The sequence below is a fragment of the Pseudomonas sp. GM21 genome, assembly GCF_000282215.1.
Classification (GTDB): domain Bacteria; phylum Pseudomonadota; class Gammaproteobacteria; order Pseudomonadales; family Pseudomonadaceae; genus Aquipseudomonas.
The window spans coordinates 16,784-43,648 of sequence record NZ_AKJS01000191.1 but is presented as its reverse complement, the minus strand read 5'-3'; the positions used below and the strand labels follow the sequence as shown (position 1 = coordinate 43,648).

General features: G+C 57.8%; 27 protein-coding genes. 10 read left to right on the top strand and 17 right to left on the bottom strand.

What is annotated here, in order from left to right; genetic code table 11:
* Window positions 1–14 precede the first annotated feature (14 nt).
* The 3 genes from PMI22_RS01755 (at window position 15) to PMI22_RS01765 (ending at window position 1,045) form a co-directional block, all read left to right on the top strand.
* The gene (locus PMI22_RS01755) at window positions 15–212 is read left to right on the top strand and encodes a YbdD/YjiX family protein (RefSeq protein ID WP_007949127.1); all 198 of its coding nucleotides are present in this window, start codon (window positions 15–17) and stop codon (window positions 210–212) included.
* Window positions 213–497: 285 nt separating this feature from the next.
* Window positions 498–770, top strand: a complete 273-nt coding sequence (locus PMI22_RS01760; RefSeq protein WP_007949126.1) for a CopG family ribbon-helix-helix protein — start codon at window positions 498–500, stop codon at window positions 768–770.
* On the top strand, window positions 770–1,045 hold the full coding sequence (locus PMI22_RS01765) for a type II toxin-antitoxin system RelE/ParE family toxin (RefSeq protein WP_007949124.1): 276 nt from the start codon (window positions 770–772) through the stop codon (window positions 1,043–1,045). Before PMI22_RS01760 ends, PMI22_RS01765 begins: the two co-directional genes overlap by 1 nt.
* 50 nt (window positions 1,046–1,095) lie before the next feature.
* Here PMI22_RS01765 and PMI22_RS01770 read toward each other — a convergent pair whose 3' ends face one another.
* Both PMI22_RS01770 and potE read right to left on the bottom strand, forming a co-directional pair.
* Window positions 1,096–2,001, bottom strand: a complete 906-nt coding sequence (locus PMI22_RS01770; RefSeq protein WP_007949123.1) for an amino acid ABC transporter substrate-binding protein — start codon at window positions 1,999–2,001, stop codon at window positions 1,096–1,098.
* Between the two features lie 48 nt (window positions 2,002–2,049).
* Window positions 2,050–3,390: a putrescine-ornithine antiporter gene (gene potE, locus PMI22_RS01775; protein ID WP_007949121.1), complete on the bottom strand. Its 1,341-nt coding sequence runs from the start codon at window positions 3,388–3,390 to the stop codon at window positions 2,050–2,052.
* Between the two features lie 94 nt (window positions 3,391–3,484).
* Between potE and PMI22_RS01780 the strand changes: the two genes are divergently transcribed.
* On the top strand, window positions 3,485–3,826 hold the full coding sequence (locus tag PMI22_RS01780; protein WP_007949119.1) for a potassium channel family protein: 342 nt from the start codon (window positions 3,485–3,487) through the stop codon (window positions 3,824–3,826).
* Between the two features lie 25 nt (window positions 3,827–3,851).
* On the opposite strand, the gene ppk2 is transcribed toward PMI22_RS01780, so the two are convergent.
* The 11 genes from ppk2 to PMI22_RS01835 form a co-directional block, all read right to left on the bottom strand.
* A complete protein-coding gene (gene ppk2 / locus PMI22_RS01785) occupies window positions 3,852–4,670 on the bottom strand; it encodes a polyphosphate kinase 2 (RefSeq protein ID WP_007949118.1) in 819 nt (272 codons plus the stop codon).
* Window positions 4,671–4,783: 113 nt separating this feature from the next.
* A complete protein-coding gene (locus PMI22_RS01790) occupies window positions 4,784–6,520 on the bottom strand; it encodes a SulP family inorganic anion transporter (protein WP_007949117.1) in 1,737 nt (578 codons plus the stop codon).
* A 156-nt stretch (window positions 6,521–6,676) separates the two neighbouring features.
* Window positions 6,677–7,636: an HlyD family secretion protein gene (locus tag PMI22_RS01795; RefSeq protein WP_007949116.1), complete on the bottom strand. Its 960-nt coding sequence runs from the start codon at window positions 7,634–7,636 to the stop codon at window positions 6,677–6,679.
* Window positions 7,637–7,639: 3 nt separating this feature from the next.
* On the bottom strand, window positions 7,640–8,011 hold the full coding sequence (locus tag PMI22_RS01800; RefSeq protein WP_007949115.1) for a DUF3302 domain-containing protein: 372 nt from the start codon (window positions 8,009–8,011) through the stop codon (window positions 7,640–7,642).
* Between the two features lie 288 nt (window positions 8,012–8,299).
* Entirely contained in the window at window positions 8,300–8,587 is a 288-nt protein-coding gene (locus PMI22_RS01805; protein ID WP_007949114.1) for a hypothetical protein, read from the bottom strand.
* 94 nt (window positions 8,588–8,681) lie between these two features.
* Window positions 8,682–9,290, bottom strand: coding sequence for a trimeric intracellular cation channel family protein (locus PMI22_RS01810; protein ID WP_007949113.1), 609 nt, complete (start codon window positions 9,288–9,290; stop codon window positions 8,682–8,684).
* 245 nt (window positions 9,291–9,535) lie between these two features.
* Complete coding sequence (locus PMI22_RS01815; RefSeq protein WP_007949112.1) at window positions 9,536–10,813, bottom strand: OprD family porin; 1,278 nt, start codon at window positions 10,811–10,813, stop codon at window positions 9,536–9,538.
* A gap of 39 nt (window positions 10,814–10,852) precedes the next feature.
* Entirely contained in the window at window positions 10,853–12,187 is a 1,335-nt protein-coding gene (locus tag PMI22_RS01820; RefSeq protein WP_007949111.1) for an MFS transporter, read from the bottom strand.
* A 217-nt stretch (window positions 12,188–12,404) separates the two neighbouring features.
* A complete protein-coding gene (gene fdhA, locus PMI22_RS01825) occupies window positions 12,405–13,604 on the bottom strand; it encodes a formaldehyde dehydrogenase, glutathione-independent (RefSeq protein WP_007949110.1) in 1,200 nt (399 codons plus the stop codon).
* Between the two features lie 70 nt (window positions 13,605–13,674).
* Entirely contained in the window at window positions 13,675–14,751 is a 1,077-nt protein-coding gene (locus PMI22_RS01830; RefSeq protein WP_007949109.1) for a Rieske 2Fe-2S domain-containing protein, read from the bottom strand.
* Window positions 14,752–14,780: 29 nt separating this feature from the next.
* Window positions 14,781–15,734, bottom strand: a complete 954-nt coding sequence (locus PMI22_RS01835) for a PDR/VanB family oxidoreductase (RefSeq protein ID WP_007949108.1) — start codon at window positions 15,732–15,734, stop codon at window positions 14,781–14,783.
* A gap of 293 nt (window positions 15,735–16,027) precedes the next feature.
* On the opposite strand from PMI22_RS01835, the gene PMI22_RS01840 reads away from it, so the two are divergent.
* From PMI22_RS01840 to PMI22_RS01850, 3 genes are all read left to right on the top strand, one after another.
* On the top strand, window positions 16,028–16,498 hold the full coding sequence (locus PMI22_RS01840) for a MarR family winged helix-turn-helix transcriptional regulator (RefSeq protein ID WP_007949107.1): 471 nt from the start codon (window positions 16,028–16,030) through the stop codon (window positions 16,496–16,498).
* A gap of 276 nt (window positions 16,499–16,774) precedes the next feature.
* Window positions 16,775–18,715: a methyl-accepting chemotaxis protein gene (locus PMI22_RS01845; protein WP_007949106.1), complete on the top strand. Its 1,941-nt coding sequence runs from the start codon at window positions 16,775–16,777 to the stop codon at window positions 18,713–18,715.
* A 55-nt stretch (window positions 18,716–18,770) separates the two neighbouring features.
* Window positions 18,771–19,706: a LysR family transcriptional regulator gene (locus PMI22_RS01850; protein ID WP_007949105.1), complete on the top strand. Its 936-nt coding sequence runs from the start codon at window positions 18,771–18,773 to the stop codon at window positions 19,704–19,706.
* On the opposite strand, the gene PMI22_RS01855 is transcribed toward PMI22_RS01850, so the two are convergent.
* The 4 genes from PMI22_RS01855 to PMI22_RS01870 all read right to left on the bottom strand — a co-directional run bounded on the left by PMI22_RS01855 (window position 19,691) and on the right by PMI22_RS01870 (window position 23,976).
* The gene (locus PMI22_RS01855; RefSeq protein ID WP_007949104.1) at window positions 19,691–20,137 is read right to left on the bottom strand and encodes a GlcG/HbpS family heme-binding protein; all 447 of its coding nucleotides are present in this window, start codon (window positions 20,135–20,137) and stop codon (window positions 19,691–19,693) included. The genes PMI22_RS01850 and PMI22_RS01855 overlap by 16 nt on opposite strands.
* Before the next feature lie 11 nt (window positions 20,138–20,148).
* Window positions 20,149–21,498 carry a metal-dependent hydrolase family protein gene (locus tag PMI22_RS01860; RefSeq protein WP_007949103.1) on the bottom strand — a complete coding sequence of 450 codons (1,350 nt, stop codon included), beginning with the start codon at window positions 21,496–21,498 and terminating at the stop codon, window positions 20,149–20,151.
* Between the two features lie 298 nt (window positions 21,499–21,796).
* Window positions 21,797–22,954: an alpha/beta hydrolase family protein gene (locus tag PMI22_RS01865; protein WP_007949102.1), complete on the bottom strand. Its 1,158-nt coding sequence runs from the start codon at window positions 22,952–22,954 to the stop codon at window positions 21,797–21,799.
* A 59-nt stretch (window positions 22,955–23,013) separates the two neighbouring features.
* Complete coding sequence (locus tag PMI22_RS01870) at window positions 23,014–23,976, bottom strand: LysR family transcriptional regulator (RefSeq protein ID WP_007949101.1); 963 nt, start codon at window positions 23,974–23,976, stop codon at window positions 23,014–23,016.
* A 296-nt stretch (window positions 23,977–24,272) separates the two neighbouring features.
* Here PMI22_RS01870 and PMI22_RS01875 point away from each other — a divergent pair, with 296 nt between their 5' ends.
* The 3 genes from PMI22_RS01875 to PMI22_RS01885 all read left to right on the top strand — a co-directional run bounded on the left by PMI22_RS01875 (window position 24,273) and on the right by PMI22_RS01885 (window position 26,851).
* Complete coding sequence (locus tag PMI22_RS01875) at window positions 24,273–25,214, top strand: VOC family protein (protein WP_007949100.1); 942 nt, start codon at window positions 24,273–24,275, stop codon at window positions 25,212–25,214.
* 15 nt (window positions 25,215–25,229) lie between these two features.
* Window positions 25,230–25,640, top strand: coding sequence for a Rieske (2Fe-2S) protein (locus PMI22_RS01880; RefSeq protein WP_007949099.1), 411 nt, complete (start codon window positions 25,230–25,232; stop codon window positions 25,638–25,640).
* Window positions 25,641–25,726: 86 nt separating this feature from the next.
* Window positions 25,727–26,851, top strand: a complete 1,125-nt coding sequence (locus tag PMI22_RS01885; RefSeq protein ID WP_007949098.1) for an FAD-dependent oxidoreductase — start codon at window positions 25,727–25,729, stop codon at window positions 26,849–26,851.
* Window positions 26,852–26,865 lie beyond the last annotated feature (14 nt).

Here is a 26,865-nt window from a genome sequence, read left to right as displayed (position 1 = left end):
GGAGGAGGGTGTTGATGTTCAATGATCTGAGTCGTCTCGGTAAATACCTCGGTCAGGCCGCACGCCTGATGGTGGGAATGCCCGATTACGACACCTACGTCGAGCACATGCAGAATAAACACCCGGACAAACCGGTGATGAGTTACGAGGTGTTCTTCCGGGAACGCCAGGAAGCTCGATATGGCAGCAAGGCCGGGCCCAAGTGCTGTTGATGCACTAGGACCAGGCAAAAAAAACAGGAGCCCGGCTTGCCGCGCTCCTGTTTTTTTTTGGCAGGCCTTTTCGCAAGATGAGGAATTGCCCGACCGCACATCAGGGCCTTGCCGCCCAAAGTGATTAATTATGATTTGATTTAGATCATAATGATGCATTGTGATTTAAGGGCGGTTAGCCTTCGACTATTCTAAAGGTCAGGTGTGCGAACACCGCCTCGGACTTGGTGCCCGAATGTACTCAAATGAGAAACTGCTGCTCTGCGCAGCATTGGAGTGATGATCATGGCTACTACCGTCAAAACCCGATCTGTGACGGCTCATATCCCTGTGGATCTAGCCGAAAGGGTCGACGAGATTGCCGAGCGCCTTGAACGTTCCAAGAACTGGATCGTCAAGCAAGCGCTGTCTGCCTGGATCGATCAAGAAGAAGAGCGCAGTCGTCTGACGCGTGAAGCCTTGGTTGATGTGGACGCTGGCCACGTGATCGATCATCAGGCTGTCCAGGCCTGGGCCGAAAGTCTCAGTACAGATTTTCCGCTGCCGGTACCGCGTTAATGGAATTGAAGTGGACTAGCAAGGCACTTTCCGACATTGCCCGTTTGTACGAATTTCTGGCCACGGTGAACAAAGCTGCGGCCATACACACTGTTCAACAACTCACCGCTGCCCCAAGCACCTTGTTGGTTAATCCGCGCATTGGTGAGCGCCTGGAAGAATTCGAACCGCGCGACGTGCGTCGAATCCTGATCGGCCACTACGAACTGCGTTACGAAATTCAGAGTTCAACCATTTACCTGTTGCGCCTTTGGCATACACGCGAATACAGGTAACTTGATTACGGGCATTTTCCAGTGCCACGACATCTCAAAATTCACCGGTGCTAAGGTAGCGCATAGACCTTGAACAGCTTGCGGGTCGTTTCGTTGGCGCCTTCCAGGTACTTGTCGTACGCCTGTTCAATCTCGCCGGATCGGTACATTTCACTCAGCGTGGTATCAACCAGCAGACGGAAGTCTTCATCGTCACGCGGCACCGCCATGGCCGTCGGGGCGTACTCAAAGATGCGCTCCAGCAGGACCAGGTTTCCGGTGGGGTAATGGTTGTCGAGGAGGTTCCTGAGCATCATCCGTTCGCTGAACATGGCATCCGCTTTGCCTTCTGCGACCAATTTCAGACCGGCGGCGGTGGTGTCGACCGTGATCAGGGTAGCGACCACGCCGAGCAAGCGCATCTGCTGACGAATCCACGCCTCGGTCACGCCGCCCTTGGTGGTGACATACGTCTGATTGGTCAGCCCATGGTTGATGGTTGCACGCCAGGTCGGCCCGGTATGGGCCACTTTGCCGTTTAGTACTTCCAGCAGCGGTGCCGGGGCATCCTGGTGCACCACCACCGAGAGGCCGGCCGTGTAGATCGGCACTGAGTAGCTCACTGACTTGCGTCGCTCAAGTGTCCGTGGTGTCGGCGTGCAAAGGATGTCGACCTTGCCCGAGCTGACCGCACTGATCTCATCAGCAGTGGTGACAGGCTGGTAGCGCACCTGCAACTCGGGCAACCCCAGTTCGGCCTTGACCTTATCGGCGATTTTTTCGCAAAGCCCAATGGCATACCCCTGAACCTTGTCACCTTCCTTGTAACTGAAGGGGGCGAATTCCGGCAGGTAGCCGAGGTTCAACGTATTGCTCGAACGCACGCGTTCAAGGGTGCTGGCACCGGCCAGTATCGGCACGGTCAGCAGCAGGCCGGCGAGCAGCCGTGCGGTGGTTTTGGTTCGTTGTCCGTTCATGTCCTGATTCCCCGTGTGCAGATGTCAGTGCTGTCCTGAAAACCAGTCCTAAGGGATATCACCCCTGGGTTGACCGGTTGCAGACACCGTGGCAAAGCGCTTGGCGAGCAGACCATAGAGCGGGTACCCGAAGGCCAGGACCAGGGCCCCGCCGAACACGGCGTCCTTGCCGCAGGCATGCAGGGCGTACAACGAATAGGCGACCGCGACCAGCAACGCCGGGGTATTGCGCAGGTAGACCGCTGGCGAAACCGAGGCCTTGTACATCATGACCAGCAGCCCGGTCAGCGCCGTCACGTAGGGAATCAGGTTGGTCACGGCGGCAAGATTGACCAGCTTGCCGAACTGCTCGCTGGCATTGGGTGAAATGGTCGACAAGGCCATCAGCGTCTGCAACACACCACAGGCGAGCATGCCCATGAGCGGGGCATTGCGCGTGTTGACCTTGCTGAACAGTTTCGGAAACATTCCTTGGTCAGCGGTCATCTTCGCCGTTTGCGCCAGCGTGAATTGCCAGCCCAACAGCGAGCCGACACAGGCCATCACCGCCAGCGCCATGATGATATTGCCGACCATGGGGTTGAACATTTGCGCGTAGACCAGTGCGAAGGGCGCCGAAGAATTGGCCAGTTCAGCATTGGGGATGATGCCTTGGATAACGGTCGTCGACAGTATGTAGACGACGGCGGCGCCGAGGGTGCCGAACAGGCAGGCGAGTGGCACGGTGCGCTTGGGGTTCTCCACCGCATCGGAAGCTTGTGCTGCAGACTCCATGCCCAGAAAAGCCCACAGGGTCAGTGGAATCGCCTTGCTGATCGCTTCGGAATTGGTGAGGTTGTTAGGGTTCCAGGCGGCAACCAGGACATCCGACTTGAACCAGAACCAGCCGATAATGCTCAGTCCCGCCACCGGGATAATCACACCCCAGACAGTAATCGCCCCGATCTTGCCGGTGATGCCGGGACCGCCGAAGTTGGCCACGGTGGTCAACCACAGCAGGCCTACGGTACCGATGAACAGGGGAATTGCGCCGCTGCCCAGCCAGGGCAGGAACGAGGTCATATAACCTACGGCGGAAATGGCAACGGCGACGTTGGCGATGGCCAGCGACAGAAAGTACAGATACGAACAGAGGAAGAAACCTGATTTGCCATGCGCTTCTTCGGTGTAGGCGGACAACCCGCCCGAGCGCTGACAGTAAATGCCGCATTGGGAAAAGCAGTAAGCAATCGCCATGGAACCGACAGCCGTGACGATCCATGACAGCAATGAAATGGCCCCGAGTTGAGCCATGCTCGTCGGCAGCATGATGATGCCCGACCCCATCATGTTGACCATCACCAGTGTGGTGAGCCCCATGAGGCTCATTTTTTTGCTTGAGTCGGCCATCAAAATCTCCTTTTTCCACACTTGTGCCAAGCTGTCAGAGGTCGAAACCCACGCATTCAACTGTAGCCAACGTAAACCTCAGGAAACTCACGACATGAAACATTCCTTTGCAAAGCACGTCCGTAGAGAGTTTTACAAAACAGTGTGGTTTTACTTTCTTGTTGTCTGGCCGATTTTCTCCATCCTGTTATTCACGATTGTGTTGTTCGGAATCATCATCGGCCAACTGGAAGGGTGGGGGCCGTTTGACGGTATCTACTTCGGGTTCATCACCGGCTTGACCATCGGCTACGGTGACCTGGTACCGAAAACGACCCTCGCGCGTATCCTTTCAGTGGCGCTCGGTTTCAACGGCGTACTGATGACGGCCATCTTCGCGGCAATCAGTATCCGGGCCATCGAAGAAACTGCGAAAGCGGCCCAAACCGAGGAATAGGCCGCTTTTGCATCGCGCTGAACCCTCAGTAGGGTTCAGCGATGTATTTGAACGGATAGTTGGCGGCCTTGTAGCTGCCGATTTTGCGTTTTGGCAGAACGACTTTGTCCTGCTTGATTTTTTTGTAGGGAATGTTCTCCAGCAAGTGAGTCAGCACATTCAGCCGTACGGATTTCTTGTCTTCTGAACGGGCGACATTCCACGGTGCCCATTCAGTGTCGGTGGCTTCGAACATGTCGTCACGGGCGCGCGTGTAGTCGTCCCAGCGGTTGTAGGATTTGATGTCCATCGGCGACAGTTTCCAGATCTTGCGTCCGTCAGTGATGCGTTCCTTGAGACGCCGGGTCTGCTCTTCCGGGCTGACTTCCAGCCAGTACTTGAACAGCAGCACGCCGGAGTTGACCATAAGACGTTCGAACATCGGCGCCAGCGTCAAAAAGCTGTTCACCTGTTTCTCGTCGCAAAAACCCATGACCCGCTCGACGCCCGCGCGGTTGTACCAGCTGCGGTCGAAGATGACGACCTCGCCAGCTGCCGGAAAGTGCGGCATGTAGCGCTGCAGGTACATCTGGCTTTTTTCTCGCTCGGACGGTGCCGGCAAGGCCACCACACGGAATACCCGCGGGCTGACACGCTCGGTCAGCGCCTTGATGGTGCCACCCTTGCCAGCGCCATCGCGGCCTTCGAAAACAACCACGACCTTGGCCCCTGTGGCAACAACCCACTGCTGCAATTTGACCATCTCGACATGCAGGGTCTTCAACTGGGCTTCGTATTCTTTGCGGCTAAGCCCTTCGGCTTTCTTTTCCGCGGAGTCGGCTATTTCACGATCTTGTTTTTTCATCGTAATACTTCAACCTCAAGTTGGCTTTGAATGCGGTGCGTACCGGCTTGTAATCACCGCTACGGCTTGCGAGTAAAGGGTAGTTCAATTTCTCAAGGACACGCTGACGTACCTCACCCGGCTGCCGGGCAGCGTACGAAATTCACTGTCGATGGGTGCTGCTTCTGATAATGCGCAACGGCTTGCTCCAGATTGAAGAACATTCGTGTGTTGCCCAGTGCATGGCCCAATGGCGCATGGCTAACCATCGCGCCAACGCTTGGGCTCATGCCCACCAGCCACAACGAGATGTCCTTTTCCCGCAAGCGCTGTTCCGCCTCCGTGAGTATTTTCAAGGCGGTGTATTCCAGATCGAAAACACTGCGCAAATCGAGAATCACGACACTGGGCGCTGCCTCCACAATCATCGGCCGTATTTTCGACCCCAAATGTTCGGCGTTGGCAAAGAAAATGCGACCTTCAGGCCGCAGCAGTAACAGCCCTTCAAAGTGCTCATCGTCGTCAGTCTCGGTAGATGACGGGCGATAGATGTTGGTGCCGGGTTTGCGCCCCAATCTGTGCACGGGCGGGTCCGAGACCTGGTAGGCCAGCGCCAGCAACGACACAATGATCGCCACGACGATACCCTGCAGCGTGCCGAGAAACATGACCCCGACCATGGCCACAAGCGCCCAGATAAACTCTGTGCGGCGCACCAAAAGAATGTCGCGAAACTCCGAGGGCTGGATCAGGCCTGTCGAATACACAATCACCACGGCGGCGAGCGTGGCATTGGGCATCAAACCAATGAACGGGGCGATCAGCAGGCACGTCCCCAGCGCCAACCCGGCAGTCATCAACCCCGCCAATTGTGATCGCGCACCGGCCAGGCGGTTGACCGCCGTTTGAGTGGTCCCACCCCCGGCGGCCATGGCGCCAAGAAACGCACCGCCCAGGTTGGCAACGCCTGTCGCCACCAGTTCACGGTTGGGCTGCAGCGCGGGTTCATCACTGCGGGCAAATGCACGTCCTGCCGCGATGGTTTCGGTAAAGCTCATGAGTGCAATGCCCATGGCCGACGGCCAGAGTTCGGACACGATCGACCAATTGGGCAGCGTCAACGATGGCAGCCCGATTGGAACGACCCCCACGGCCGATACACCCCATTGCTCCAGATTGAGCACACTCATGCCGACGATGCCGAGCGCGACCGCAATCAGCGGCGCCGGCCATCGAGGAGCAAAGTGCTTCATCCCGATCAGAATCACCACCATGAACACGCCGACTGCCACGGTCGGCCATGAGGCGTGCCCCAGCCCCTGGAAGGTAGCGAGCACGTTGTGCAAAAAGCCGCCTTTGTCGATGTGGATGCCCAGCAACTTGGGGAGCTGGTCGAGCACGATGACAATCCCGATGCCGGCTTTGAAACCCACCAGTACCGGTTCTGAAATAAAATTGGCAACAAAGCCCAGGCGCATCACGCCTGCCGCGACCAGTATGGCGCCCACCATAAAGGCCAGCGTCGCGGAGGCCACTATCAAGGTCGCCGTATCGCCGTACGGGCTGATCTGCCCAAGTGCGGAGGCGACCAGAATGGCCAGGGTGGTTGTGGTACTGACGCTGAGCGGCCGCGAACTGCCGAGTACGGCGTAGATCGCCATCGGTACCAATACGGTATAGAGACCGACCTGCACCGGCAGGCCTGCAATGGTGGCGTATGCCAGCGCCTTGGGAATGACCACCGCCGCGGCGGTCAGCCCCGCAAGGACATCGCCCTTGAAGAAGGCTTGTCGATAGTGTCCCATCCACTCCGGTAGCGGGGGGGTAAACCGTGAAAGCCGATCATCCTGATCGCTACGTTGTTGACTCATGTGCTGCTCCAACTCCAAATCCTTTCATGCACAACTCAGCCGACCACGCGACACCTGAACGGTGGCGTGTAGTCACTGCAACTAAAAAATCCAGTCGGTCCGGGGGCGGACAGAGGAGGGGTGACGCCCCCTATGGAAGAGGGCGTCAGCCAGTTCTTAATGGAATGGAAAGATGTAGTTCATCCAGGCAGCCATGCGCAGCAGAATCTTGCGCATCATGGCGATATGGTGAAAGTGTTGACTGTAAATCGCCGCCTGCCCATAGGCGCCACCGGGCATCAGCTTGCTGTATTGGGCATAGGCAGGGTCGGTGATTTCGATAATGACCGGTACCCGGCCTGCCGGCGGTGAGCCGGTGTAGCCAATCAACGTTCCGGAGGGCTGAACTTGCCCCTCTGCGATAACGCCGATCACGCTTGTGACCCGTCCCGCGAACACTCTGCCGGGAATGCCGTCAAAAGCCACTTCCGCTTCATCGCCTACCGTCAAGCGCAACTGACTGTTTTGACGCATCCATGCGGCAAAGTAATGACCCTCTTCCGGGATGAACACCATGGAAGGGCGCAAGGGGAACTTAGTGGCCATCATGCCCGGACGCAACGAAACATGGGTCACGAAGCCTTTGCTAGGCGCCCGAACAGTGGAGTTGTCCAGTTCATACTGAGCATTATCCAGTTGAGCCTGCAAGTCGTCGGATCGAGCAATGACGACGTCCAGTTCACGTTGGGTGCCGAAGTTGCGCTTGATCAGCTCAGTGATTCGAGCACGATCAGCTTTTGCCGAGACTAACTGTGCCTTGATGGACCTGACCCGGTACTCGAACGGGGCAGGGTCGATACGAAACAGCACATCACCTTTTTCGAGCGGCTCGTTACCCTTGACCGGCACCTCGATCACCAGACCGGTCACCACCGGAATCACCGGTACGGAGACGAAGTAAGAACGAGCAACCTCAGAGTATGGATGGTTGTAGTTCATCGTGAAGATCAATGCGCCGACAATCAGGATCCCACCGAGCACCGCCGTTGGAACCGTCCATTTGTTCAGCGGTATGCGGAAAATTTTGAAGATGGCAACGCAGATGGCTGCATAGGTCAAAATGAGCAGAAGATCCATGGCTTAGATTTCCTCACTGCGATTGTCTGACGCTGGTTTGTCCCGTGCAGTGCCGGTAGCCCCTTCCAGCCGTTCTATTCGAATTTGCAGGTCAGCAACCTGCTGCTCCAGATGAGCGACATGAACCTGCGGAGACTTACCATCACCAAATCCCCAACCCCGGTCTTCCCGGTACGCCATCGCCCAGATCCACAGAAATGGCCAAAGCGCATGCAGGGTGAACAAACTGACCCAACCGGTTGCGTGGATAGCATCCTGATGGGGGTGATTGCGGTGCACGGCAATTTCATAAGGAATGTCGTGCAGCGCGATGATCCCGTAGAACAGGACCAGACCGACAAAGAACAATAGGCCTAACGCGAAGTAATCAAGCATGACCGCCCCCTCCTGGCACAAGCGATGTACTTGGCACAGTGTAGTCACGGATTTTGTGAAAAATCAGTTCAATACAACGCATAACAACTCCGGCAATTCAATTGTCCGCCAACGCAGGCTTACCCTGTCGCCCAGCCTGTGACAGAGCCTGCGGGCGAGCGAGAGGATCGCCTGAATTGCCGCTGTGTTCTAGGTCGTTTTACGCCAACCCGGATTTTATGGTGAGGCTGAAGGGAAAGGGAGAACAGAATCGTTCGCCGAAAGATCCGTACTCACGGCGTCGGTCATTCAATCTCTGCGCCTTTCAAGACACTCACGGCGCAGGGTAATGCTATTGATATCCCTGCAATCGATCGCGTGATCATCATCATAGTCTTTGGCCTTGTCCTTGGCGTTGTTGCCGCAATTGCCATTTCCATTGCAATTGCCTTTACCTTTTTGATCGTTGTTGTTTTTTACACAGTTTTTCGCGGCATTTTTACTCCCCGAGTTTTCGCAGTTTGAAGCGGCAAAGGACAGCGATGGCAGAGCCAGGGACAGCAGGAATGTGCACACAAGGGTCGCAATGATTCGCATAACCAAGCTCCAGAGTAGATAGTTTTATATCAGCAACGATTGCCTCGTTCTCTGTCTGACTATAGCAGCCCCCCAGATTTGGGGGTGTCCAACCTTATCCCTGCCGGGTGGAGAGAATCGCTGGCATTTGCAGTTCCTTGTATATAGCGAGAAACCTCAAACCCGAAGTGAATATCAAGGCAATCCAGCCGGCGACCTGTATTGTCGGGAATACATCGCGCAACAGGACATAGAGGGTGCACCCCAGCAGGATAGGCGTGGCGTAGATCTCACGTGACATCAGCAACGAAACTCTCCCGGCCAGCACATCGCGCGCGATACCGCCGCCAATACTGGTCAGCACCCCCATCATCACGGCAAACGGTGCGGCAAGCTGTAGCCCCAGCACTTTCTCGGTAGCGACAATGCCAAACAGTGCGGCCGCAAAACCATCGAGGTACAGCAGCAACTGATAGCGTTGCTGGAATCGTTTGGTGAGAAAAAAGGCCAGTACTCCAGCAATCAAGGCGACCCAGATGTAGTTGAAGTCGGCAATCCAGAAAATCGGTTGATCGAGCAACAGGTCGCGAATGGTCCCCCCACCGATAGCGGTGATGATGCCAAGTACCACGGCTCCGAACACATCGACCCCTGCCTTATGGATAGCCAGCACTCCGGTAATGGCAAACACGGCGGTGCCCAACATTTGCTGAAAATAAAGCATCCTTTACTCCGTTCTCAGGGAACCCGTCAGGTTAACCATGGCAGTGTAGGCGAGCAGTTGAACGCCGCTGCGCGAGGCGTCGGCTTAGAGGGACGCGTTGTGATTGTAGCTGGGGCAAACAGGCCAGCTGATAAGCCCTCATTGCATGCCAGACGACGCGACGGGTGTTCCCGTCGCGGCTCCCGGCCGCTAATTCGCTTCCTTGCTGATGGGCTTACGCTCAGCGTTGGGTTTGCTCTTGTCAGTTACCAGACCTTGAGCGTGTAGTCGATGTTGATCCGGGTTTCGTTGTCACTTCGGAATGTCGAGGCTGAGCTTTGTTCATTGCGATAGAACGCATTGCGCAAACGCAGACCGAGGCCCTTTGCCGGGCCTGACTGAATGACGTAGGCCAATTCCAGGTCTTTTGACGATTCCGTCAGGTCGCTACCCCCCAGTTGCGGCAGGTCGATGTTGGTTCCTCGCAAGTAGCGGACCATGCCGGTTAGCCCCGGCAGTCCAACAGCGGCGAAGTTGTAGTCGTAGCGCGCCACCCAGGTCCGCTCTTTCGGATTCACGAAGTCTGCACTTAAAGTGCCATCGCTGAGCACTGCCGGCTCCCCGCCAGCAATGTAAGGCAATGCCGTGTCGCCTGTCTGGTACATGTAACCCAAGCCTAAGGTGTGGGCTGCAATCTGGTAGCTGAACATGGCGCCGGCGTTCAGGTTATCTACCTTGCCGGCTTCTGCCCGGCCGTTCTCCCGACTGTTGAAGACCCGCACATCTGTTTTCAGTCTGCCGGGGCCGAGGGGGAGCAGGTGGATGCCTCCCGCAAAGTCCTGAGTGTATATATCCATCAGTTCGGCGTGAAAATAGCGCAGCGTCAATGCGTCGGACCAATGATAGTCGCCACCGATGAAGTCAAAACGCTCGGAGCTGGCTCCCTTTTTGAACCGGCCATTGGGCGACGCCACCGATATTGCCTGATAGTCAGTGGAGTCCCGCAGGTTCACTCGATCCATGCGTCCCGTGTGCAGCGTCAGGTCGTCGATGTCATCGGAAATTGCATAGGCGCCGCGAAAGGATTGCGGAAGCAAACGTGCATGGCTCGCCGTGATCACCGGCAGAGTAGGGAACTGTGTCCCCACAGATAGCCGGGTCTTCGATATCTTCGTTTTTAGCGCCACCCCCAACTCTGAATATTCGTCGGCGGCTTCACGGGTCTGTGGGTTGAAGGGCAGGAGCTGGGTACCGGTGCGATCAGGCGCTGAGTCCAGCTTGAGTCCCAGCATGCCCGTGAGGTCCAGGCCGAAGCCAACGGTTCCTTCGGTGAAACCGGAATTGGCCCTGAGGATAAAACCCTGGGCCCATTCGCGAGCAGCCGAATAAGGCGTGTCATTTTTGTAATCCCGATCCAGATAGTAGTTGCGTGCAGTCAGGGTAACGCTGCTGTCGTCAACGAACCCTGCGTAGACGGTGGAAGAGGCGCAGGCTGTCGCCATGCCCAGGCAATAGAGCCATGGGCATTCAATTCTGTTTTGCATGTGATGTGTCCAGATCTTGTTCTTATAGGGGGCGCCGGATCAGGCGTTGGAGGTGGTGCTCAGGTGCAGCAGTCGCTGCGGCTTCAAAAGCCAGACGACGAGGGCAGCGAAAACGAAAGACAAGGCAAACAGCAGGTAAAGGTCAGCGGGTTGCCACTGGGCATCGATCAACCGGCCAGCCACCAATGGCGACAGAATCGCCCCGGCGCGGCCGATGCCAATACCCCATCCCAGGCCGGTGACGCGTTGGGTGGCGTTGTAGATGGTCGGGGTCAGGGCATAGAGCCCGGCAACGCAACCATTGACGAAGATTCCGATTAGCAGCACCAAGGCGAAGGCCAGGTTCGGGACGGCAGTGAACTGCACGAAAACCGCCAGGAGTACCGCGTTGATCAGGAGGTAAGCCATCAGCACCCGGGACAGACGAAAGCGCGATGCCAGCAAGCCGATCAGCGACGTGCCGAGAATGCCGCCGATGTTCAGCATTACACCACCGGTGATGCCTTGTTGGTTCGATAGGCCTGCTGAAACCAGCAGCCTTGGCGTCCAGCTCATGACGAAGTAGAAACCGAACATCACCAGGAAGAAGGCCATCCAGATGAGCAAGGTTGAACGGAGCAAGGCTGGCGAGAAGAGCTCGGCGAACGTCTCTCTTAAAGGTTTGCGGGCGTCCTGCCGCGCCTCGGGTAACTGATCGACGCAAGCGACCGCGACGCGTTGCAGTAGAGTATTGATACGTTTCAGCGCGTTCCGGGGTTGGCGAGACAGCAGGAATGCCAGGGACTCGGGCAACCAGAGAGCGAGGATCGGAAGGATCAGCAACGTTGTTGCGCCACCGTAAAAGAACACCGAACGCCACCCCATGGAAGGGATGATCTGCGCCGCGATGATGCCCCCTATCGTTGCCCCCAATGCGTAGGCTGTGGATTGCAAACTGATGGCCAGACCGCGCCACTTCTTGTTCGCATACTCACCAGCGACAACGTAGCTGCTGGCCAGGATGCCACCGATGCCGAGTCCGGTGATCAGACGCAGCACGCCCAGCATCTCGGGGGACGTCGCCCTGGATGACGCCAACATGCCGAGCCCCGCGATACCGACACAGAGCAGGATGAGTGGGCGTCGTCCGAAGCGGTCGGCCCACGGGGCGATAAACAACGAGCCGATCGCCATTCCGACAAGTCCTGCGCTGAGCAGGTAACCGAGGTGAATGCCGCTGAGGCCCCAGTCGGTAGCAATAGACGCAGCGGTGAAAGCCATCACCAATACATCGAAGCCATCCAGCATGTTGATCAGAAAGCAGAGCGCAATCACGCCCCACTGGAAGCTGACCATCGGTTTTTCATCCAGCTGTTGCCCAATCGACTGGTTCATGGGATCAGGCTCCGAGGCTGTAGGCAGGGAATTGGTGTGAACGACGGGCAGCCGAAGCCGCCTCGCTATGCAGGGGATACAGGGTGTACATGTCGATACCTTCTTGTTTTTGTTGGTCTGTGGAGCATGCAAGGTGCCCGGGAGCCGGCGACTCGACTCCGGGGCGGCAAGGGGCTCAGGTCGATGGAACGCCTGAGTCAGCCGGAAAATTAAGCGTTCAAGCCGCGCTGAAAGTTTTGTGTGGATCGATGACGAATTTTTTCGGCACGCCGGCATCGAACTCGCCATATCCCTGCGGTGCCTGGTCCAGGCTTATCACCTGCACGCCTACCACTTCGGCGATGTTGATGCGGTCCCACATGATGGCTTGCATCAATTGGCGGTTGTACTTCATCACCGGGGTCTGGCCGGTGTGGAAACTGTGGGACTTGGCCCAGCCCAGGCCGAAGCGGATGCTCAGGCTGCCCATTTTCGCAGCGGCGTCCACGGCACCTGGATCTTCGGTCACATACAGGCCCGGGATGCCGATTTTGCCCGCCACCCGCACCACGCCCATCAGTGAGTTGAGCACGGTGGCTGGCGCTTCATGGTGCACGCCGGCATGCCCGTGACCGCGTGCTTCGAAGCCTACGGCGTCGACGGCGCAATCCACTTCCGGCTCGCCCAATAGAGCAGCGATTTGTTCGTGCAGCGGAGTGTCCAGGGACAGGTCGGCGATTTCGAAACCCTGCGCCTTGGCATGCGCCAGGCGCACGGTGTTGACGTCACCGATGATCACCACTGCAGCGCCCAACAGGCGAGCGGACGCAGCCGCAGCCAGGCCGACCGGGCCGGCACCGGCGATGTACACGGTGCTGCCTGGACCAACGCCAGCCGTTACGGCGCCGTGGTAACCAGTGGGCAGGATGTCGGAGAGACAGGTCAGGTCGCGGATTTTTTCCATCGCACGGTCGCGATCAGGCAGTTTCAGCAGGTTGAAGTCGGCGTACGGCACCATGGCGTATTCCGCCTGGCCGCCGGTCCAGTCGCCCATGTCGACATAGCCATAAGCCCCGCCCGGACGCGCCGGATTAACGCTCAGGCAAACGCCAGTATGCATTTCCTTGCAGGAACGGCAGCGCCCGCAAGCGACGTTGAACGGTACAGAGACCAGGTCGCCGATTTTCAGGTTCTCGACGTCGCTGCCTTTCTCGATGACTTCACCGGTGATTTCGTGACCCAGCACCAGACCGGTCTGAGCGGTGGTACGACCGCGCACCATGTGCTGGTCGGAGCCACAGATGTTGGTGGAGATCACCTTGAGAATGACCCCATGCTCGATCTTGCGACCGCGCGGGTCCTGCATCTTCGGGTAGTCGATTTTTTGTACTTCTACTTTCCCGGAGCCGAGATACACCACACCACGATTGCCAGACATGCTTTTTCCCTTAAAGAAGTTGTTGTTATGTAGAGGTGCACACTGAGTTGAGTACGCGTGCGCCCTGTGCTCAAACAGTGGATTGGCGAAGTTGCTCGATGATTCGCCGGGCGCGATTGGCACCGACATCGACGTGTATGTCGATCATCGGACGCGTGCCGAACCGGCACATGTTCTGGTACTGGGCTTCGATGATTACCTTGTCTTCATCGAAGGTCATTACCGTTTGCTCAACCACCTTGGCCTTGATGGCTTCGGGGTCGCTTTCGGGATTGGTGGCAATGGTCCAGAAATAGTGACTGGTGGTTGCGGTTTCTGGTGTTACACCATGGAATCCGCGCATATGGAAACCACCACGATCAGGGTCATCGAGGGAATCGGTGCCGGCATTCACCGCACCGGTCCAGATACGCAGGTGACTGACGTGAAATTCGATTTCCTGCCAACGGTCCACGGTGCCTTTGAAGGGGTAGGCGGCCGTGTAGGTGGGTGGTGGGACAGAGTCCGGCATGTGGCGCACGACCCGTACCACGTTGCCTTCACTTTCCACATTCATCCGGGCATTCATATGGATGCTGGCGTTGCCGCCGATGGTGCGCAGGTGGACATAACCCAGATGACTCAAGTCCATGAGGTTGTCGTGGATTAACTGATAAGGCGCGTTGTAGTGATACACATTGCCTTCGAACAGGTACTTGCCACTGCTGTGGACAGGGTAGGTCGGCGGCTCACAATCCGGCTCCGGTTGCGCCTCGCTGCCAAACCATATCCAGACGATCTGGTCCTGCTCACTCACGTGATACGCGGGCACTTTAGCCTTGCTCGGGATCTTGTCCTGGCCCGGGATTTCGACGCACTTCCCCCGCTCATCGAAAAGCAGGCCATGGTAGCCACACCGAATACCGGATTCTTCGAGCGTGCCATTCGACAGAGGCAGCGCTCTATGGCAGCAGCGGTCTTCCAGGGCTGCGACCTCGCCGTTGGCTTTGCGAAACAGTACGACAGGCTTGTTGAGTAATGTCCGGCCGACGGGTTTGTCCTTCAACTCCCATCCCAAGGCTGCGACGTACCACTGGTTGAGGGGGAAGTCAGGTAAGGCCGGCGCCGGAATTTCTTCGGCAAGCGTTTGGAGAGTGGATGTGTTCATGGCGGTCTCCTTGAAGTTGTTGTTTGGGTTCACAGATCAAGAACCAGGCGTGATGATTTGGCGCGCGAGCAGCAGGGGGTAAAGCAGTCGTTTGCGGCTTGTTCAGCCACTGTCAGGAACTTGTCCCGGTGTTCCGGGATGCCCTTGAGTACACGGGTTACGCAGGTGCCGCAGACGCCTTGCTCGCAGGATGACTCGATCGCTATGCCGGCTTCGTCGAGTATTTCGAACACGGTGCGTTCGGCAGGAATCTGAAAGACCTGTCCAGTGCTTGCCAGCTCAACTTCGAAGGGCGCATTGGCGCTTTGATCGATCGGGTCTGCGGCGAAAAACTCTTTATGTACGCGGTCCTGCGGCCAGCCAGCGTTCTGCGCTGAATCGAGGATGTAGTTCATGAAACCGGCCGGCCCGCATACATAGAGATGGGTGCCAGCGTCCGGCTCTGCCAGCAAGGCGGACGCATCCAGCTTCTGCATTTGAGCGCCACTGTCGTCATGAAACTTGATGCGACTTGCAAAAGGAGTTTGCGCAAGCATCGCAACGAATGCCGCGCGTTCGCTGGATCGAAAGCAGTAGTGCAACTCGAAGTCAGCGCCTTGATGTGAAAGCTCATAGGCCATGGCCAGCATGGGCGTGATGCCGATCCCACCGCCGAACAGCAGGTGTCGGTTGGCTGAGCGATCAAGCGGGAACAGGTTGCGCGGAGTGCTGATGGTGAGTGTTTGTCCTGACCGTACCTGCTCGTGCATGGCCTTGGAGCCGCCACGGGAACTCGGGTCCTTGAGCACACTGATAAGGTAGCGATGGCGCTCGTTGGGATCGTTGCACAAGGAGTATTGCCGGGTGAGACCCTCGGCAATGTGAATGTCGATGTGGGCACCGGCCTCGAACGGCGGTAGAGCGCTGCCGTCTACAGCACATAATTCGAAACTGCAGATGCCTTCGGCTTCATCCGCTTTGCGGGTGACGTTGACTTGAAGCATGACTTGTCCCTCCACACTGAAGTGGCTGCTGAAAAAAAAGCATGAGTTAGAGCGTTAGCCGGGGACGGGTCAGCCGGTCGCTGGCACGTGGGGGACGATCATTTGCTTGAACAAGGCGAAGGGGATGAAATTGAATGAGTTCATGACCAAAACCCGATAATTATTTTTATGTGGTAGGGCGACGGCCTATCATGCAGGCAATCACCCGTGACGTTCGGTAGAGAAATCCTCCGATTATTTAGTTGCGGTGTCAACCAATATTCTAAGACCCGCCGATCCAAGGTGTTCGCTCAATGTCCGTAGAGTCTCAGCTGAACCTGTCGCGTTATGTCCCTGCGCTGTTGAATTTTCTGTCCAATAAGCTCTCTGCGGGCGCATCGCAGTGCTATCGCAAGCATTTCGGCATAGGTGTGGTCGAGTGGCGAATGCTCTCGATGCTCGCCGTGGAAAATGACATCACCGCCAATCGAATTTGTCAGACGATCGGTCTCGACAAGAGCGCGGTCAGCCGTTCATTGCAGACGCTGGAAGCTGCAGGGCACATTTGCAGCCAGGTTGATTCAAAGGATGCGCGGCGCTACACCGTCAGCCTGACTGAGAGCGGAAAAGCGCTGCATGGTCGAGTGTTGAAGGTTGCACTGGAACGCGAGCGACGCCTGCTCAGCGGGCTCTCTACTAAAGAAGTGGACACCCTTATCGAGTTGTTGGGCCGCATGCATGCCCAGGTCTCCAACGTGAACGATTACGATCCGGTAGACGCTTGAATCTACGCTTGAACGCCTTTCCTTTAAGTGGTGTCGCTTCGTGACACCACGCCTCTTCATGCCGAATCACCCCTGACCACTCGCATACATTTCAGATATCGCGTTTTCCGATAGGTCACATCCCAACAAGCGATTAGTCCGCATCGCTGCGTCCCGGCAACCTGTGCCCGTCGCTCGGTCTATCCCGCCAGGTGACGAGCAACGGTTCGAGCCAACATTCCCGGCCGGAGGTTGCAGGTGATATTGCCAACAAAACAATAAAAGAAGGCTCGTTCGATGGTTATTCGTTCCGTGCTCAGCCGCCTCAGCGTTGGCGGAAAGTTGTCGCTCGGCTTCGGTCTAGTGCTGATCTGCACGATGGGCATGGCATTCACCGCTTGGTACTCAGTGCAGGTAACTCAATCGAGCGCCTCTCAGTTACGCAAACTGGATCACCAGAAAGCTGACCTCGACCACGCACGGGTTGCAGAGAAGGATTTCGGTTTGCAGCGGTCATCGGAGGCGGCGAAACAGGTCGAGGACTCTCTTCGTCAGCTTCAAATCGGTACGTCGCTTGCAAAATTTGGCGAAGACTTCGGGCGCACGCTCGCGGACTCATCCGACGCCTACCTGAAGGCATTTCAGGCATATGCCGAGGCGCGGCAGCAGGCGTTACAGGCGAGGATGCGTATGCAAGTGCTGGCTGAAACGACGGGGCAGCGTTTCAGCGAAGTGTTTCTCGACCAACTGGACGCTATCAATCTGGACCTTGAGCAGCGCAACTTGCCCGACGCGCAGTCAATGCAGCAGTTGGAGGAGGCGGCTTCGTTACGCGAACGCTTGGCCAATCTGCGCGACAGCGAGTTGTATTTTTCCCTTGATCCGCAGACGCGTTACCGGGACGACTGGGTCAACCGAGTAAATGAGCTGGATACCGCGTTAAGCAGCCTGAATTCGCAACTAGACGGGGATCGTCGTCGTGCACTGGATGAGGCCAGCGCAGCGTTGACCGAATATCGTGAGGCATTTTTGGCTTATGCCGTCAGCGGTGAGCAGGCCATGGCGCAACAGGTGAGCATGTCGATCTCGGCAGAGAAAGTGACGGCGCTGTTGGAAGACGAGCGCGTTAGGGCCGCGCAATCTTATGAATTACTCCGCCAACGTCTGGACCTGCAACTTGCAGCAATGGTGCTACTGGCAGTGATGCTTAGTATCGGTGCGTGCTTTGTGATCCGACGCTCTATTGTTTCCCCCCTGAAGTTGATGCTGGATCTGGCGCAACGTGTGGCCGCAGGTGATCTGAAAGATCGTCCCGCGCGGCTAGGTCGGCAAGATGAATTGGGCCAGCTCAGCCGCGCTATCGATCTGATGTTGCAGGCGCTGCGCGGTCTTGTTGGGCGGATCGGCAGCGATGTGCAGCAGCTTGACTCTGCCGCCGCCACGTTGGGCGCAATGGTACAGCGCACAGGGCAGGGTGTGCGTGCACAGCGCGAACAAACCGCTGAGGTGGTTGAAGCAATGCAGCATATGACCCAGGCCGCTGCGCAGGTCAACAAGCAAGTCGGAGGCAGCCAGGTAACCTTGGGCGAAGCCTGCGAGCTGATCCATCAAGGGGACGATTTGGTAAGGCAGGCTAGTCAAAGCCTGCAGCGGCTGTCGCTGGAAATGACCAGCAGTGCGAGTTCCATGCAATTGCTGCAAACCGAGAGCCAGGCTATTACCCGTGTGCTGGACGTGATCAGCGCCATCGCCGAACAGACGAATCTACTGGCCTTGAATGCCGCCATCGAAGCCGCACGCGCCGGAGAACATGGACGCGGATTTGCTGTGGTGGCGGACGAAGTGAGGGCGCTCGCCAGTCGAACGCGAGCGTCGACTGGCGAGATCGACAGCATGATTCGACGTCTCGCAGAGGTGACTGGCGAGACCGCCGCCAGTCTTTGCGACAGTCAGCGTCTGACCGCCGAAGGCGTTGATCTGACAGTGCGCGCGAGCCTGGTTCTGGATGCGATTACCTCGGCCATTTCGCGTGTTGAACACACCGGACAAAGCATTGCCCAAGCCGCAGCGATGCAACACGACATGGTCTGCCGAGTCGATGCAGCTCTTGGTCAGGTTGACTCGGTGGTAGAGCAAAATGCCGAGGAGTGCGCTCGGTTGGAATTGGCTAATGGCAACTTGCAGCGTTTGAGTGTCAGCCTCGGTGAAGCGGTTGGAGCGTTTCAAACGACCCTGTAAATTGAGTATCCATCAGTGATGATCGCTCATTCCTCCAAACCAAAATGGATGCTGCATGCGTTATCGACGTCTTGACCTGAACCTGTTGGTGGCCCTGGATGCCTTGTTGAGTGAATGCAGCGTCAGCAGGGCCGCCGAACGTTTGTGCCTGGGCCAGTCGGCAACCAGTTCGGCGCTCGGGCGTTTGCGTGAGCATTTCAATGACCCCTTGCTGGTTCAGATAGGACGACGCCTGGAACCCACGGCATTGGGTTTGGAGTTGTTGCCCAAAGTACGTCAAGCGCTGGCACTGACGCGGGAGATTGTCGATGCACCGGTCAATTTTGAACCGGCCCATTGCACTCGGCACTTCACGTTGGTGGCTTCCGACTACGTGGCTGGCGTGCTGCTGCCAGCGGTCAGTCGTGAATTGGCCCGTGTTGCATCTGGCGTGCGCTTGAGCCTGCGGGACTTGCCTGTACCGCGTGACGGTGATGTGGTCAGCGAAGCGCTCGATTATCGTCGCAGTGATTGCGTGATTGTGCCGCAGCGCAGGGTGAATCCGGCTTATCCCCACCTACCGCTCATGAGTGATCAGCTCTGTTGCATTGTCTGCGCTCGGCAATCGCCGTTCGCCGATGGTTTGAGCCTGGCCAACTATTGCGACGCGGAGCACGTGGTCCGCGAGTTTGCCGATGGCCGGAATCTGGCGATGGATGCCGTGCACCTGCATGAGCTGGGTGTTCAACGGCGAGTGGCGGTGGCCCTTGAAAGCTTCGTGTTGATGCCCGAATTTATCGTCGGTACCGCACGGATCGCCACTGTGTTTCGCCGACAGGCGCAGCGTTTCGCTCAGCATTATCCACTGCGTATCCATCCAACACCGCTGGCTTTTCCCGAGGCTGTTCAAGTGCTGCAATGGCATCCTTATCAAGACCATGACCCGGCCATGCTGTGGTTTCGCGGCCTCTTGCTTGAACAGGCCGCGTTGCTCGATCAGCAGGGCAGCTGATCGCCGTTATCCGCCACCAGTCCAACCTGGTCGATAGCCTGTAAAGCGCATCGTTCGTCGTTGTCCGAAGTGTCGCCGCTGATACCAATGGCCCCGAGAACCAGTCCCTCAACATTGCGAATCAACACTCCGCCGGCGACGGGAATGACCTCGCCGCCAGTCAGGCTGTTTATAGCGTCGAAAAACGCCGGCATCGCTTGAGCGCGCCGCGCCAGTTCGCGCCCACCAAAACCCATTCCCAGACAGCCACGGGCTTTGCCGGTGGCGATTTGTGGCCGCAGAAAACTGGCGAGTTCATCGCGCAAGACGGCCAGCGGATGACCGGCGGCATCCAGCACGGCGACGGCCAAGGGTTTAACCCCGGTTTCTCGGGCGATGCGGATAGCGCTGCTGGCGATGTGGGTGGCGGTCAATAAGTCGAGTTGCTGCATGGCGCTGGTCCTCATTGAGCCCACTTGCCCAATTGGGCAACACGGTCGCGGGTGTAAAGGTCTGTCCATTTCAGCGAGTTGAAATCAGACACCTGTTTTGGGTTGTAGGGGCTGCGCTCCATCCGCACGGGCTGGCCGGCCTTGTACACGGCTTTAAGGCGCGAGCGGTCTTGCAGAATGCGGATGTCGTGCAACGGTGAACCGTCGAGCAACAGGAAGTCCGCTTGCTTGCCCACTTCGAGGGAGCCGAGGGTCTCGCCACGCGGCATGCAGCGTGCGCCGACAGCCGTGGCGGCATACAACGCTTCTGCCGGAGTGAAGCCCAGACGGGTGACCAACAGTTCCAACTCACGAGCGTGCCACTCGCCGTAAGGCGTCACCGCAAAACCGCTGTCGCTGCCGCACGCGAAAGGCACGCCTGCAGCCTTGGCCCGTTTGAGCACGGCCGAACCCACTTCCAGGGTGCGTGCGCAGTAGCCGGCGTAGCCGGTACTGATGGCCGGATCGTGGGGTTGGCAGAAGTCCACGGTGTTTTGAGGGAACGTCATGGTTGGCGCGAGGATGGTGCCCGCTTCGAGCAAGGCTTCAATGCACGCATCGTCCATATAAAAGGCATGAAACACCAGATCCACGCCTGCGCGGGCGGCGTACATCACCGCTTCGCGGCCATAGGCGTGAGTCGCCACTTTGCAGCCCAGGCGATGCGCCTCTTCAACCATTTCCCAGGTTTCTTCAGCGGTGAAGGCGGCGATGATTTCGCCATTCGGGCGGCGGTGGGTGCCGTCCATGGCGATCTTGATCAGGTCGACGCCATCCTTGGCCTGTTTGCGGATTTCCGCCAATGCTTCGCTGCGGCTGGTGACCAGGCGCGCGGTGAAATATTCCGGCGCACCCACGCGGCTTGGGAACCAGTCATTGAGGCTCTGCCGATTGGTAATGACCCGGCTGCTCGCGGCAATGCGCGGGCCCTCGAACAAACCGGCGGCGATTGCATTGCGCACAGCGATGCTCAGTTGGCCGCTATCGCCAGGGCAGACCATGCTGGTCACGCCGGCAGCCAGCACATGTTGGGCGAAGAACATGCCCCGCAGCGCGCGGAACTCGTCACTGGTCCAGATATCGATGTCTTCTTCGCTTTGCGCGTTGCCGAAGGCCAGATGGGTATGCACATCCACCAGGCCCGGCATGACAAAGTTATCGCCAGCGTCCAGCAGGGTGTCTCCCGGTTGCGGTTGCGGCGCCAGGGCTGTTGGGCCGACATACGACAGCAGACCGTTTTCCACGACCAGGGTTTGCTGTTGACGGGTTTCCAGGCCAGTACCGTCAAACAGGGTTTGGCATCTCAGGTGCAGGGCGTTCATGGGGTATTCACTTTGCTGATTGTTATGCAAAGCGAGGCTAGGGCGCGACCATGGTCACCACCAGCAACTTGCATCAATGCGCGCGTATTGATGGCATCAATAGCTGCGCTACGTCAGCGGCGTCGGGGCTTTCGCGGCGATAAGTGACCTCAAGGGGCGAGTATCGCGAGTTGCGATGGCTGGCAGATCAGCTCGTTCCATGGCACACGTGCGCCCAACTGAATTCGTTTGCCCGTCAACAAAAAAAACGCCGGAAACCCTAGGGTTATCCGGCGTTTTTTATGCTTCGCGAAACCTGTTAAGCGGTGTGGCCACCCAGCGTTTCGGCAATCCAGTCAGCAATGTAGTGACCAGCGTTGATGCTGTTATCGAAGCTGGAATGCTGCACGCCACCTTCGCGTTCGGTGAAGATCTTCAGTTCGCGTTTAGGGCTGTTGACCAGTTGCTCGTAAGTACGCTGTGCCCATTTCAGTGGGATCTGCGAGTCTTTTTCACCGTGGGTCACCAGGAACGGCACCTTGATGCGATCGAGTACGCCATCCAGATGCACGTTTTCGGCGATGGCCATGAATTTATCCATATCTTTCGCACCCCACACCCAGCACACGTGCGCCCAATAGTGCGGTACAGGGAAGCTGCCTTCTTTTTCCAGGCGACGTTTTTGCACATTGCGCCAGTCATGGTTTGCGCCCCACACCACGCCGCAGGCAAACCGTGGTTCAAACGCCACCGCACGCGGGCAGTAATAGCCGCCCAGAGAGACGCCTTCCAGGCCAATACGTTTGGCGTCCACGTCGCTTCGGGTTTCCAGCCAGTCGACCACGCGACTGGCCCAATGCTCGCTGTCGAAACGGGCAATCAGGTTATGCAGGCGCAGGGCTTCTCCTGTGCCGGGCTGGTCGATGATCAACGAAGAAATACCACGTTTCGCCAACCAGGCCGGCAGGCCGACGCGGTATTTCATTTCTTTGGTCGAATCCAGTCCATTGACCTGCACCAGGATCGGAGCCGGACCGGTCACACCCTCGGCACGCACCAGCAGGCCGGAAATGTGTTTGCCCTCGTAGGGGATTTCAACGCGCTCGCAGTTCTCGCGCGACAACTCGATGCCGCGTTTGAAGGTCTGTAAAAAGCGCTGGTACAGCTCAGTCCGGCCCGGTGCGCCGTGGGCCTGCAAACGTTCGCAGGTGAGGTAATAAGTGGCGGCGCGGTTGTACTTTTCGCCTGCGGACAGCAGCCGACCATTACCTTCGTCTTCCTCAGCCAGGCCACAGAGTTTGTCGGCCATCTTCGCCCAGGTTTCTCGGAACGCTTTGGTGCCAGCCGCGTCGGGTTGCTGGGCGGCTTCCTGCAACGGCGCGCACATCTCTTCGATTTCGCCCATGCGGGCGCCCATCTCGATGGCCAGGTCGACAGAAAGATTCCACACATAATTGGTTGGAAAGTAACGGAACATAATTGTTGTTGTCCTTGTGATTGCCTTGACGTTCACAAGGCACGTTAAGGACGCGCCGACTAATGCGCCAATCGTGACTCGGGATGGGAGGTATCGCGACGGGCGATAGGAGGATTCTCCAGGTGCTGGATAAATTCGCTGATGCGTTCGCGCAGCCAGCGGTGCATCGGGTCGCCCTCGACGCTGCGGTGCCAGAGCATGACCTCGCGCATGACAGGGATTTTCACCGGTGGATTGAGGATGCGTAGCGGCAGGTGCTCGGCGTACAACCGCGCCAGGCGCTGGTGCATGGTGGCGATGCGCTGGGTGCCTACGACCAGTTGCGGCAGGGTATTGAAGTCGTTGGTGATGACCTCGATACGGCGGTTGAACCCATACTGGTTCATGAACCACTCTTCGATGCTCAGGTGCCGGCTGCGACCAAAACCGACTGAAACATGGCCCATGTCCATGTACTGCTCCAGGGTCAGGCTGTCGCCGACCTGGGTATTGCCGTCCCACACCACGCAGACGTGGTCCTCTTCGAACAGCAGCTTGTGGGGGTGGCCGTCGATGATGTACCGCTCAGGCACGATCATCAGGTCAACCTCACCGCGAATCAGCAACTCACCGGAGTTGTCGCTAGGGCCGAGCATCTCGAAGGTGATGTTGGGCGCTTCCTGATGGATCTTCTGAATCACCTGGGCAAACAGCACGCTGATCAGGTAATCCGAGGTCACCAGGCGAAAGTGGCGTTTGCTGGTGGCGGGGTCGAACACGGGCTTGGCGGTAATCGACGACTTGATCGTCAGCAGCACTTCGCGGATCGGCGTGGCGAGCTCCGTGGCATAGGGCGTGGGTTGCATTTTCCGGCCGACCTGCACCAGCAGTTCGTCTTCGAAGTAGGTCCGCAGGCGTCCCAACACACCGCTGGTGGCGGACTGCGTCATGTGCAGGCGTTCGGCGGCGCGGGTGATGTTCTGTTCTTCGAGCAGCACATCGAGTGCGACCAACAGGTTCAGATCCAGGTGGTTAAAACGCATCAGGCATGTCCGTTTTGTATTTATTTTTGCGATACATTCGGATGAATACATCACCGCGTCAAGCCTCCCGCTGTTTCTTTTCCTCTCCCCAAAAACCCGTTACCCGAGATTTTCAGGTATCGCGTTTTCTAATAGGTCACATCCCGACACACGATTAGTCAGCTGCCAAACCGCCCGGCACTCTTCGCAGCAGTCGGCGCCCTTGCCGACACCACCACCGGACATCCCGCGTCGCTGATGGGCTATCGAGCCTGAGGCAGGCGCGTCCGGATACTAATTTCAATGGAGTGGTAGCCATGAACATCCTTGGCCTTGATGCCCTGATCTTTGGCGTCGATGACATCCAAGCCTGTACCGATTGCTTGCGTGATTACGGCCTTGCCCCTGTCGATGTCGACAGCAACGGCGGGCGTTTTGAAGCACTGGACGGCACCGCCGTGATTATTCGCCGAGCGGACGATCCAGATTTGCCGGCGGCCATTGGTCCGGCACCGTCGATTCGCGAAACCGTTTATGGCGTCGCCAACGCGGCTGATCTCGATGCTATCGAGGATGAATTGGCGCGAGATCGCCAGGTCCGCCGTGACGACAACGGCGTGTTGCACAGTGTCGACGACATGGGGTTTGCAATCGCCTTTCAGGTCACTGTCCGCAAGTCCTATAACGCGCCGGACGACCTGACCAACGCCGCCGGCCATGCGCCACAGCGTCCGCTTAACCAGCCGGGCATCACCCTGGAAATGAATGCCACGCCGCGAACCTTGTCGCACGTGGTGTATTTCGTTCCCGATGCAGCCAAGGCTGAAGCGTTCTATGCCGAACGCCTGGGCTTCCGGACAACAGACACCTTTATCGGCGCCGGGCCGTTCATGCGCCCGGCGGGTTCCGATGATCATCATTGCCTGTTCATGATCCAGACCCCACCGCACATGAAGGGCTGCGAACACTTCACCTTCCACATGGGCAGCGGCACCGAAGTGCTGTTGGCGGGCACGCGCTTCGAGCAAAAAGGCTGGACCAGTTTCTGGGGTCCTGGCCGCCATCTCTTTGGTTCCAACTGGTTCTGGTACTTCAACAGTCCGCTGGGCTGCCACATCGAATACGACGCCGACATGGACAAGCACGATGACGCCTGGGAGGCCCGCCGTGCGCCACTGTCGGCGGATAACTCGCAGCTGTTCCTGTTCAATTCGAAAGAAAAATGGGCACCGGGCGGCCCGCCACCCAAGCACGGCTGAGTGCGGGCGTTGACCATGACCCACAGCGATTTTTTCCTGTGCCGGATGGACGAGTTGGCAGAAGGGCAGGCGCGCGGTTTCGATCCGTTGCAGCGCGGCAAGGACAGTGTTTTTGCCTTGGTGCACGAGGGGCAGGTTCGGATTTATCGCAACAGCTGCCCGCATCTGGACGTGCGTCTGGAGTACCGCAAGGACCGGTTTTTGTCGGCTGACGGCCAGTTGATCGTCTGTTACGCCCACGGTGCGCAGTTTCTCCCGAGCACCGGTGAATGTGTCTACGGCCCGTGTCTGGGCCAGCGTCTGGACGCGTTGCCATGGCGTTTGGAGGAGGGCTGGCTGGTGCTGGAAATGCCTGGGTCTACCGCGTTGTCGGAGCTGGTTGAGGTATCGCGTTTGGCGATACATCGCATCCCTACTCGCGATTAGTCAAATCCCTGCTTTGACGGGAAGCTGGACCTAACGACGTAGCGCCCGGCGCTGCATCGAATCACAAGAATAAAAGTGAGTAAGCCATGAGTGCAGTGAACAAAGTTCTGATCGTGGGCGGTGGTATTGGTGGCTTGTGTGCGGCCATCGCACTGCGGCGCAAAGGCATTGAAGTCGATTTGATCGAGCTCAAGTCAGAGTGGACGGTTTACGGCGTCGGCATCATCCAGCAGAGCAACGTGGTCCGTGAGATGGCCAAGCTGGGCGTGCTCGATGGTTATCTTGATGCGGCGTATGCCTTTGAAGACGTCGCCATTTATGGCCCGGCTGGTCAGCAACTGGCGCGCATCCCGGGTCAGCGACTGGCAGGGCCTGCCTATCCGGCGAACGTTGGCATCTCCCGTTTGGCGCTGCATAAAGTGCTCAGCGAAACCGCCCTCGAACTGGGCGCCAACGTACGCCTTGGACTCAGCGTCGAATCCCTGAAAGACCTGGGCGACAGCGTTGAGGTGTTGTTCACCGATGGCAGCAGCGGTGGTTACGACCTGGTGGTGGGTGCCGATGGATTGTTCTCCAAAGTTCGCGACCTGTTGTTTGGCGACACTTACACACCAAGGTTCACTGGCCAGGCGGTGTGGCGCTACAACTTCCCGCGCGATCCGCACATCGATCACCTCGCCAACTACCAGAGCGCCGAGGGCAATGCCGGGCTGGTGCCGTTGGCCGGCGACCTGATGTACCTGTTCCTCACCTCCCATGAACCCACCAATCCCTGGATGGACCCTGCGTCCATGGCCGAGCAAATGCGTCAGCGCTTGCAAGGCTTTACCGGCCTGATCGGCGAACTGCGTGAACAAATCACCGACAGCAGTCAGGTGGTTTACAAGCCGATGGAAGTGGTTTTCGTCGACGAGCCTTGGTATCGCGGTCGCGTTCTGTTGATCGGTGATGCGGCCCATGCCACCACGCCGCACCTTGGCCAGGGGGCCGGCATGGCGATTGAAGATGCCATCGTGCTCAGTGAAGAGCTGACCCGTGAAGGCAGTATTGAGCAACAGCTCAAGTGCTTCATGGAACGCCGTTTCGAGCGCTGCAAATTCATCAGCGAAAGCTCGGTGCTGGCTGGCGACAAAGAGATGCAGCACGACCGGGACTTCGACCGCATTGGTTTGGTCAAGCAGATGCTCGCACGCACCGCCGAGCCTATCTGACCCAACGCATCCAC

What these genes read in the sequence shown, in the direction of transcription:
- PMI22_RS01790 (WP_007949117.1), bottom strand. Translation starts at nt 6,520, where the DNA reads ATGAGTCAACAACGTAGCGATCAGGATGATCGGCTTTCACGGTTTACC.
- PMI22_RS01770 (WP_007949123.1), bottom strand. Translation starts at nt 2,001, where the DNA reads ATGAACGGACAACGAACCAAAACCACCGCACGGCTGCTCGCCGGCCTG.
- ppk2 (WP_007949118.1), bottom strand. Translation starts at nt 4,670, where the DNA reads ATGAAAAAACAAGATCGTGAAATAGCCGACTCCGCGGAAAAGAAAGCC.
- PMI22_RS01880 (WP_007949099.1), top strand. Translation starts at nt 25,230, where the DNA reads ATGACCCACAGCGATTTTTTCCTGTGCCGGATGGACGAGTTGGCAGAA.
- PMI22_RS01860 (WP_007949103.1), bottom strand. Translation starts at nt 21,498, where the DNA reads ATGAACGCCCTGCACCTGAGATGCCAAACCCTGTTTGACGGTACTGGC.
- PMI22_RS01845 (WP_007949106.1), top strand. Translation starts at nt 16,775, where the DNA reads ATGGTTATTCGTTCCGTGCTCAGCCGCCTCAGCGTTGGCGGAAAGTTG.
- PMI22_RS01815 (WP_007949112.1), bottom strand. Translation starts at nt 10,813, where the DNA reads ATGCAAAACAGAATTGAATGCCCATGGCTCTATTGCCTGGGCATGGCG.
- PMI22_RS01800 (WP_007949115.1), bottom strand. Translation starts at nt 8,011, where the DNA reads ATGCTTGATTACTTCGCGTTAGGCCTATTGTTCTTTGTCGGTCTGGTC.
- PMI22_RS01835 (WP_007949108.1), bottom strand. Translation starts at nt 15,734, where the DNA reads ATGCTTCAAGTCAACGTCACCCGCAAAGCGGATGAAGCCGAAGGCATC.
- PMI22_RS01755 (WP_007949127.1), top strand. Translation starts at nt 15, where the DNA reads ATGTTCAATGATCTGAGTCGTCTCGGTAAATACCTCGGTCAGGCCGCA.
- PMI22_RS01885 (WP_007949098.1), top strand. Translation starts at nt 25,727, where the DNA reads ATGAGTGCAGTGAACAAAGTTCTGATCGTGGGCGGTGGTATTGGTGGC.
- PMI22_RS01875 (WP_007949100.1), top strand. Translation starts at nt 24,273, where the DNA reads ATGAACATCCTTGGCCTTGATGCCCTGATCTTTGGCGTCGATGACATC.
- PMI22_RS01820 (WP_007949111.1), bottom strand. Translation starts at nt 12,187, where the DNA reads ATGAACCAGTCGATTGGGCAACAGCTGGATGAAAAACCGATGGTCAGC.
- PMI22_RS01830 (WP_007949109.1), bottom strand. Translation starts at nt 14,751, where the DNA reads ATGAACACATCCACTCTCCAAACGCTTGCCGAAGAAATTCCGGCGCCG.
- PMI22_RS01840 (WP_007949107.1), top strand. Translation starts at nt 16,028, where the DNA reads ATGTCCGTAGAGTCTCAGCTGAACCTGTCGCGTTATGTCCCTGCGCTG.
- PMI22_RS01780 (WP_007949119.1), top strand. Translation starts at nt 3,485, where the DNA reads ATGAAACATTCCTTTGCAAAGCACGTCCGTAGAGAGTTTTACAAAACA.
- PMI22_RS01765 (WP_007949124.1), top strand. Translation starts at nt 770, where the DNA reads ATGGAATTGAAGTGGACTAGCAAGGCACTTTCCGACATTGCCCGTTTG.
- PMI22_RS01850 (WP_007949105.1), top strand. Translation starts at nt 18,771, where the DNA reads ATGCGTTATCGACGTCTTGACCTGAACCTGTTGGTGGCCCTGGATGCC.
- fdhA (WP_007949110.1), bottom strand. Translation starts at nt 13,604, where the DNA reads ATGTCTGGCAATCGTGGTGTGGTGTATCTCGGCTCCGGGAAAGTAGAA.
- PMI22_RS01865 (WP_007949102.1), bottom strand. Translation starts at nt 22,954, where the DNA reads ATGTTCCGTTACTTTCCAACCAATTATGTGTGGAATCTTTCTGTCGAC.
- PMI22_RS01870 (WP_007949101.1), bottom strand. Translation starts at nt 23,976, where the DNA reads ATGCGTTTTAACCACCTGGATCTGAACCTGTTGGTCGCACTCGATGTG.
- PMI22_RS01810 (WP_007949113.1), bottom strand. Translation starts at nt 9,290, where the DNA reads ATGCTTTATTTTCAGCAAATGTTGGGCACCGCCGTGTTTGCCATTACC.
- PMI22_RS01760 (WP_007949126.1), top strand. Translation starts at nt 498, where the DNA reads ATGGCTACTACCGTCAAAACCCGATCTGTGACGGCTCATATCCCTGTG.
- PMI22_RS01795 (WP_007949116.1), bottom strand. Translation starts at nt 7,636, where the DNA reads ATGGATCTTCTGCTCATTTTGACCTATGCAGCCATCTGCGTTGCCATC.
- PMI22_RS01855 (WP_007949104.1), bottom strand. Translation starts at nt 20,137, where the DNA reads ATGCAGCAACTCGACTTATTGACCGCCACCCACATCGCCAGCAGCGCT.
- PMI22_RS01805 (WP_007949114.1), bottom strand. Translation starts at nt 8,587, where the DNA reads ATGCGAATCATTGCGACCCTTGTGTGCACATTCCTGCTGTCCCTGGCT.
- potE (WP_007949121.1), bottom strand. Translation starts at nt 3,390, where the DNA reads ATGGCCGACTCAAGCAAAAAAATGAGCCTCATGGGGCTCACCACACTG.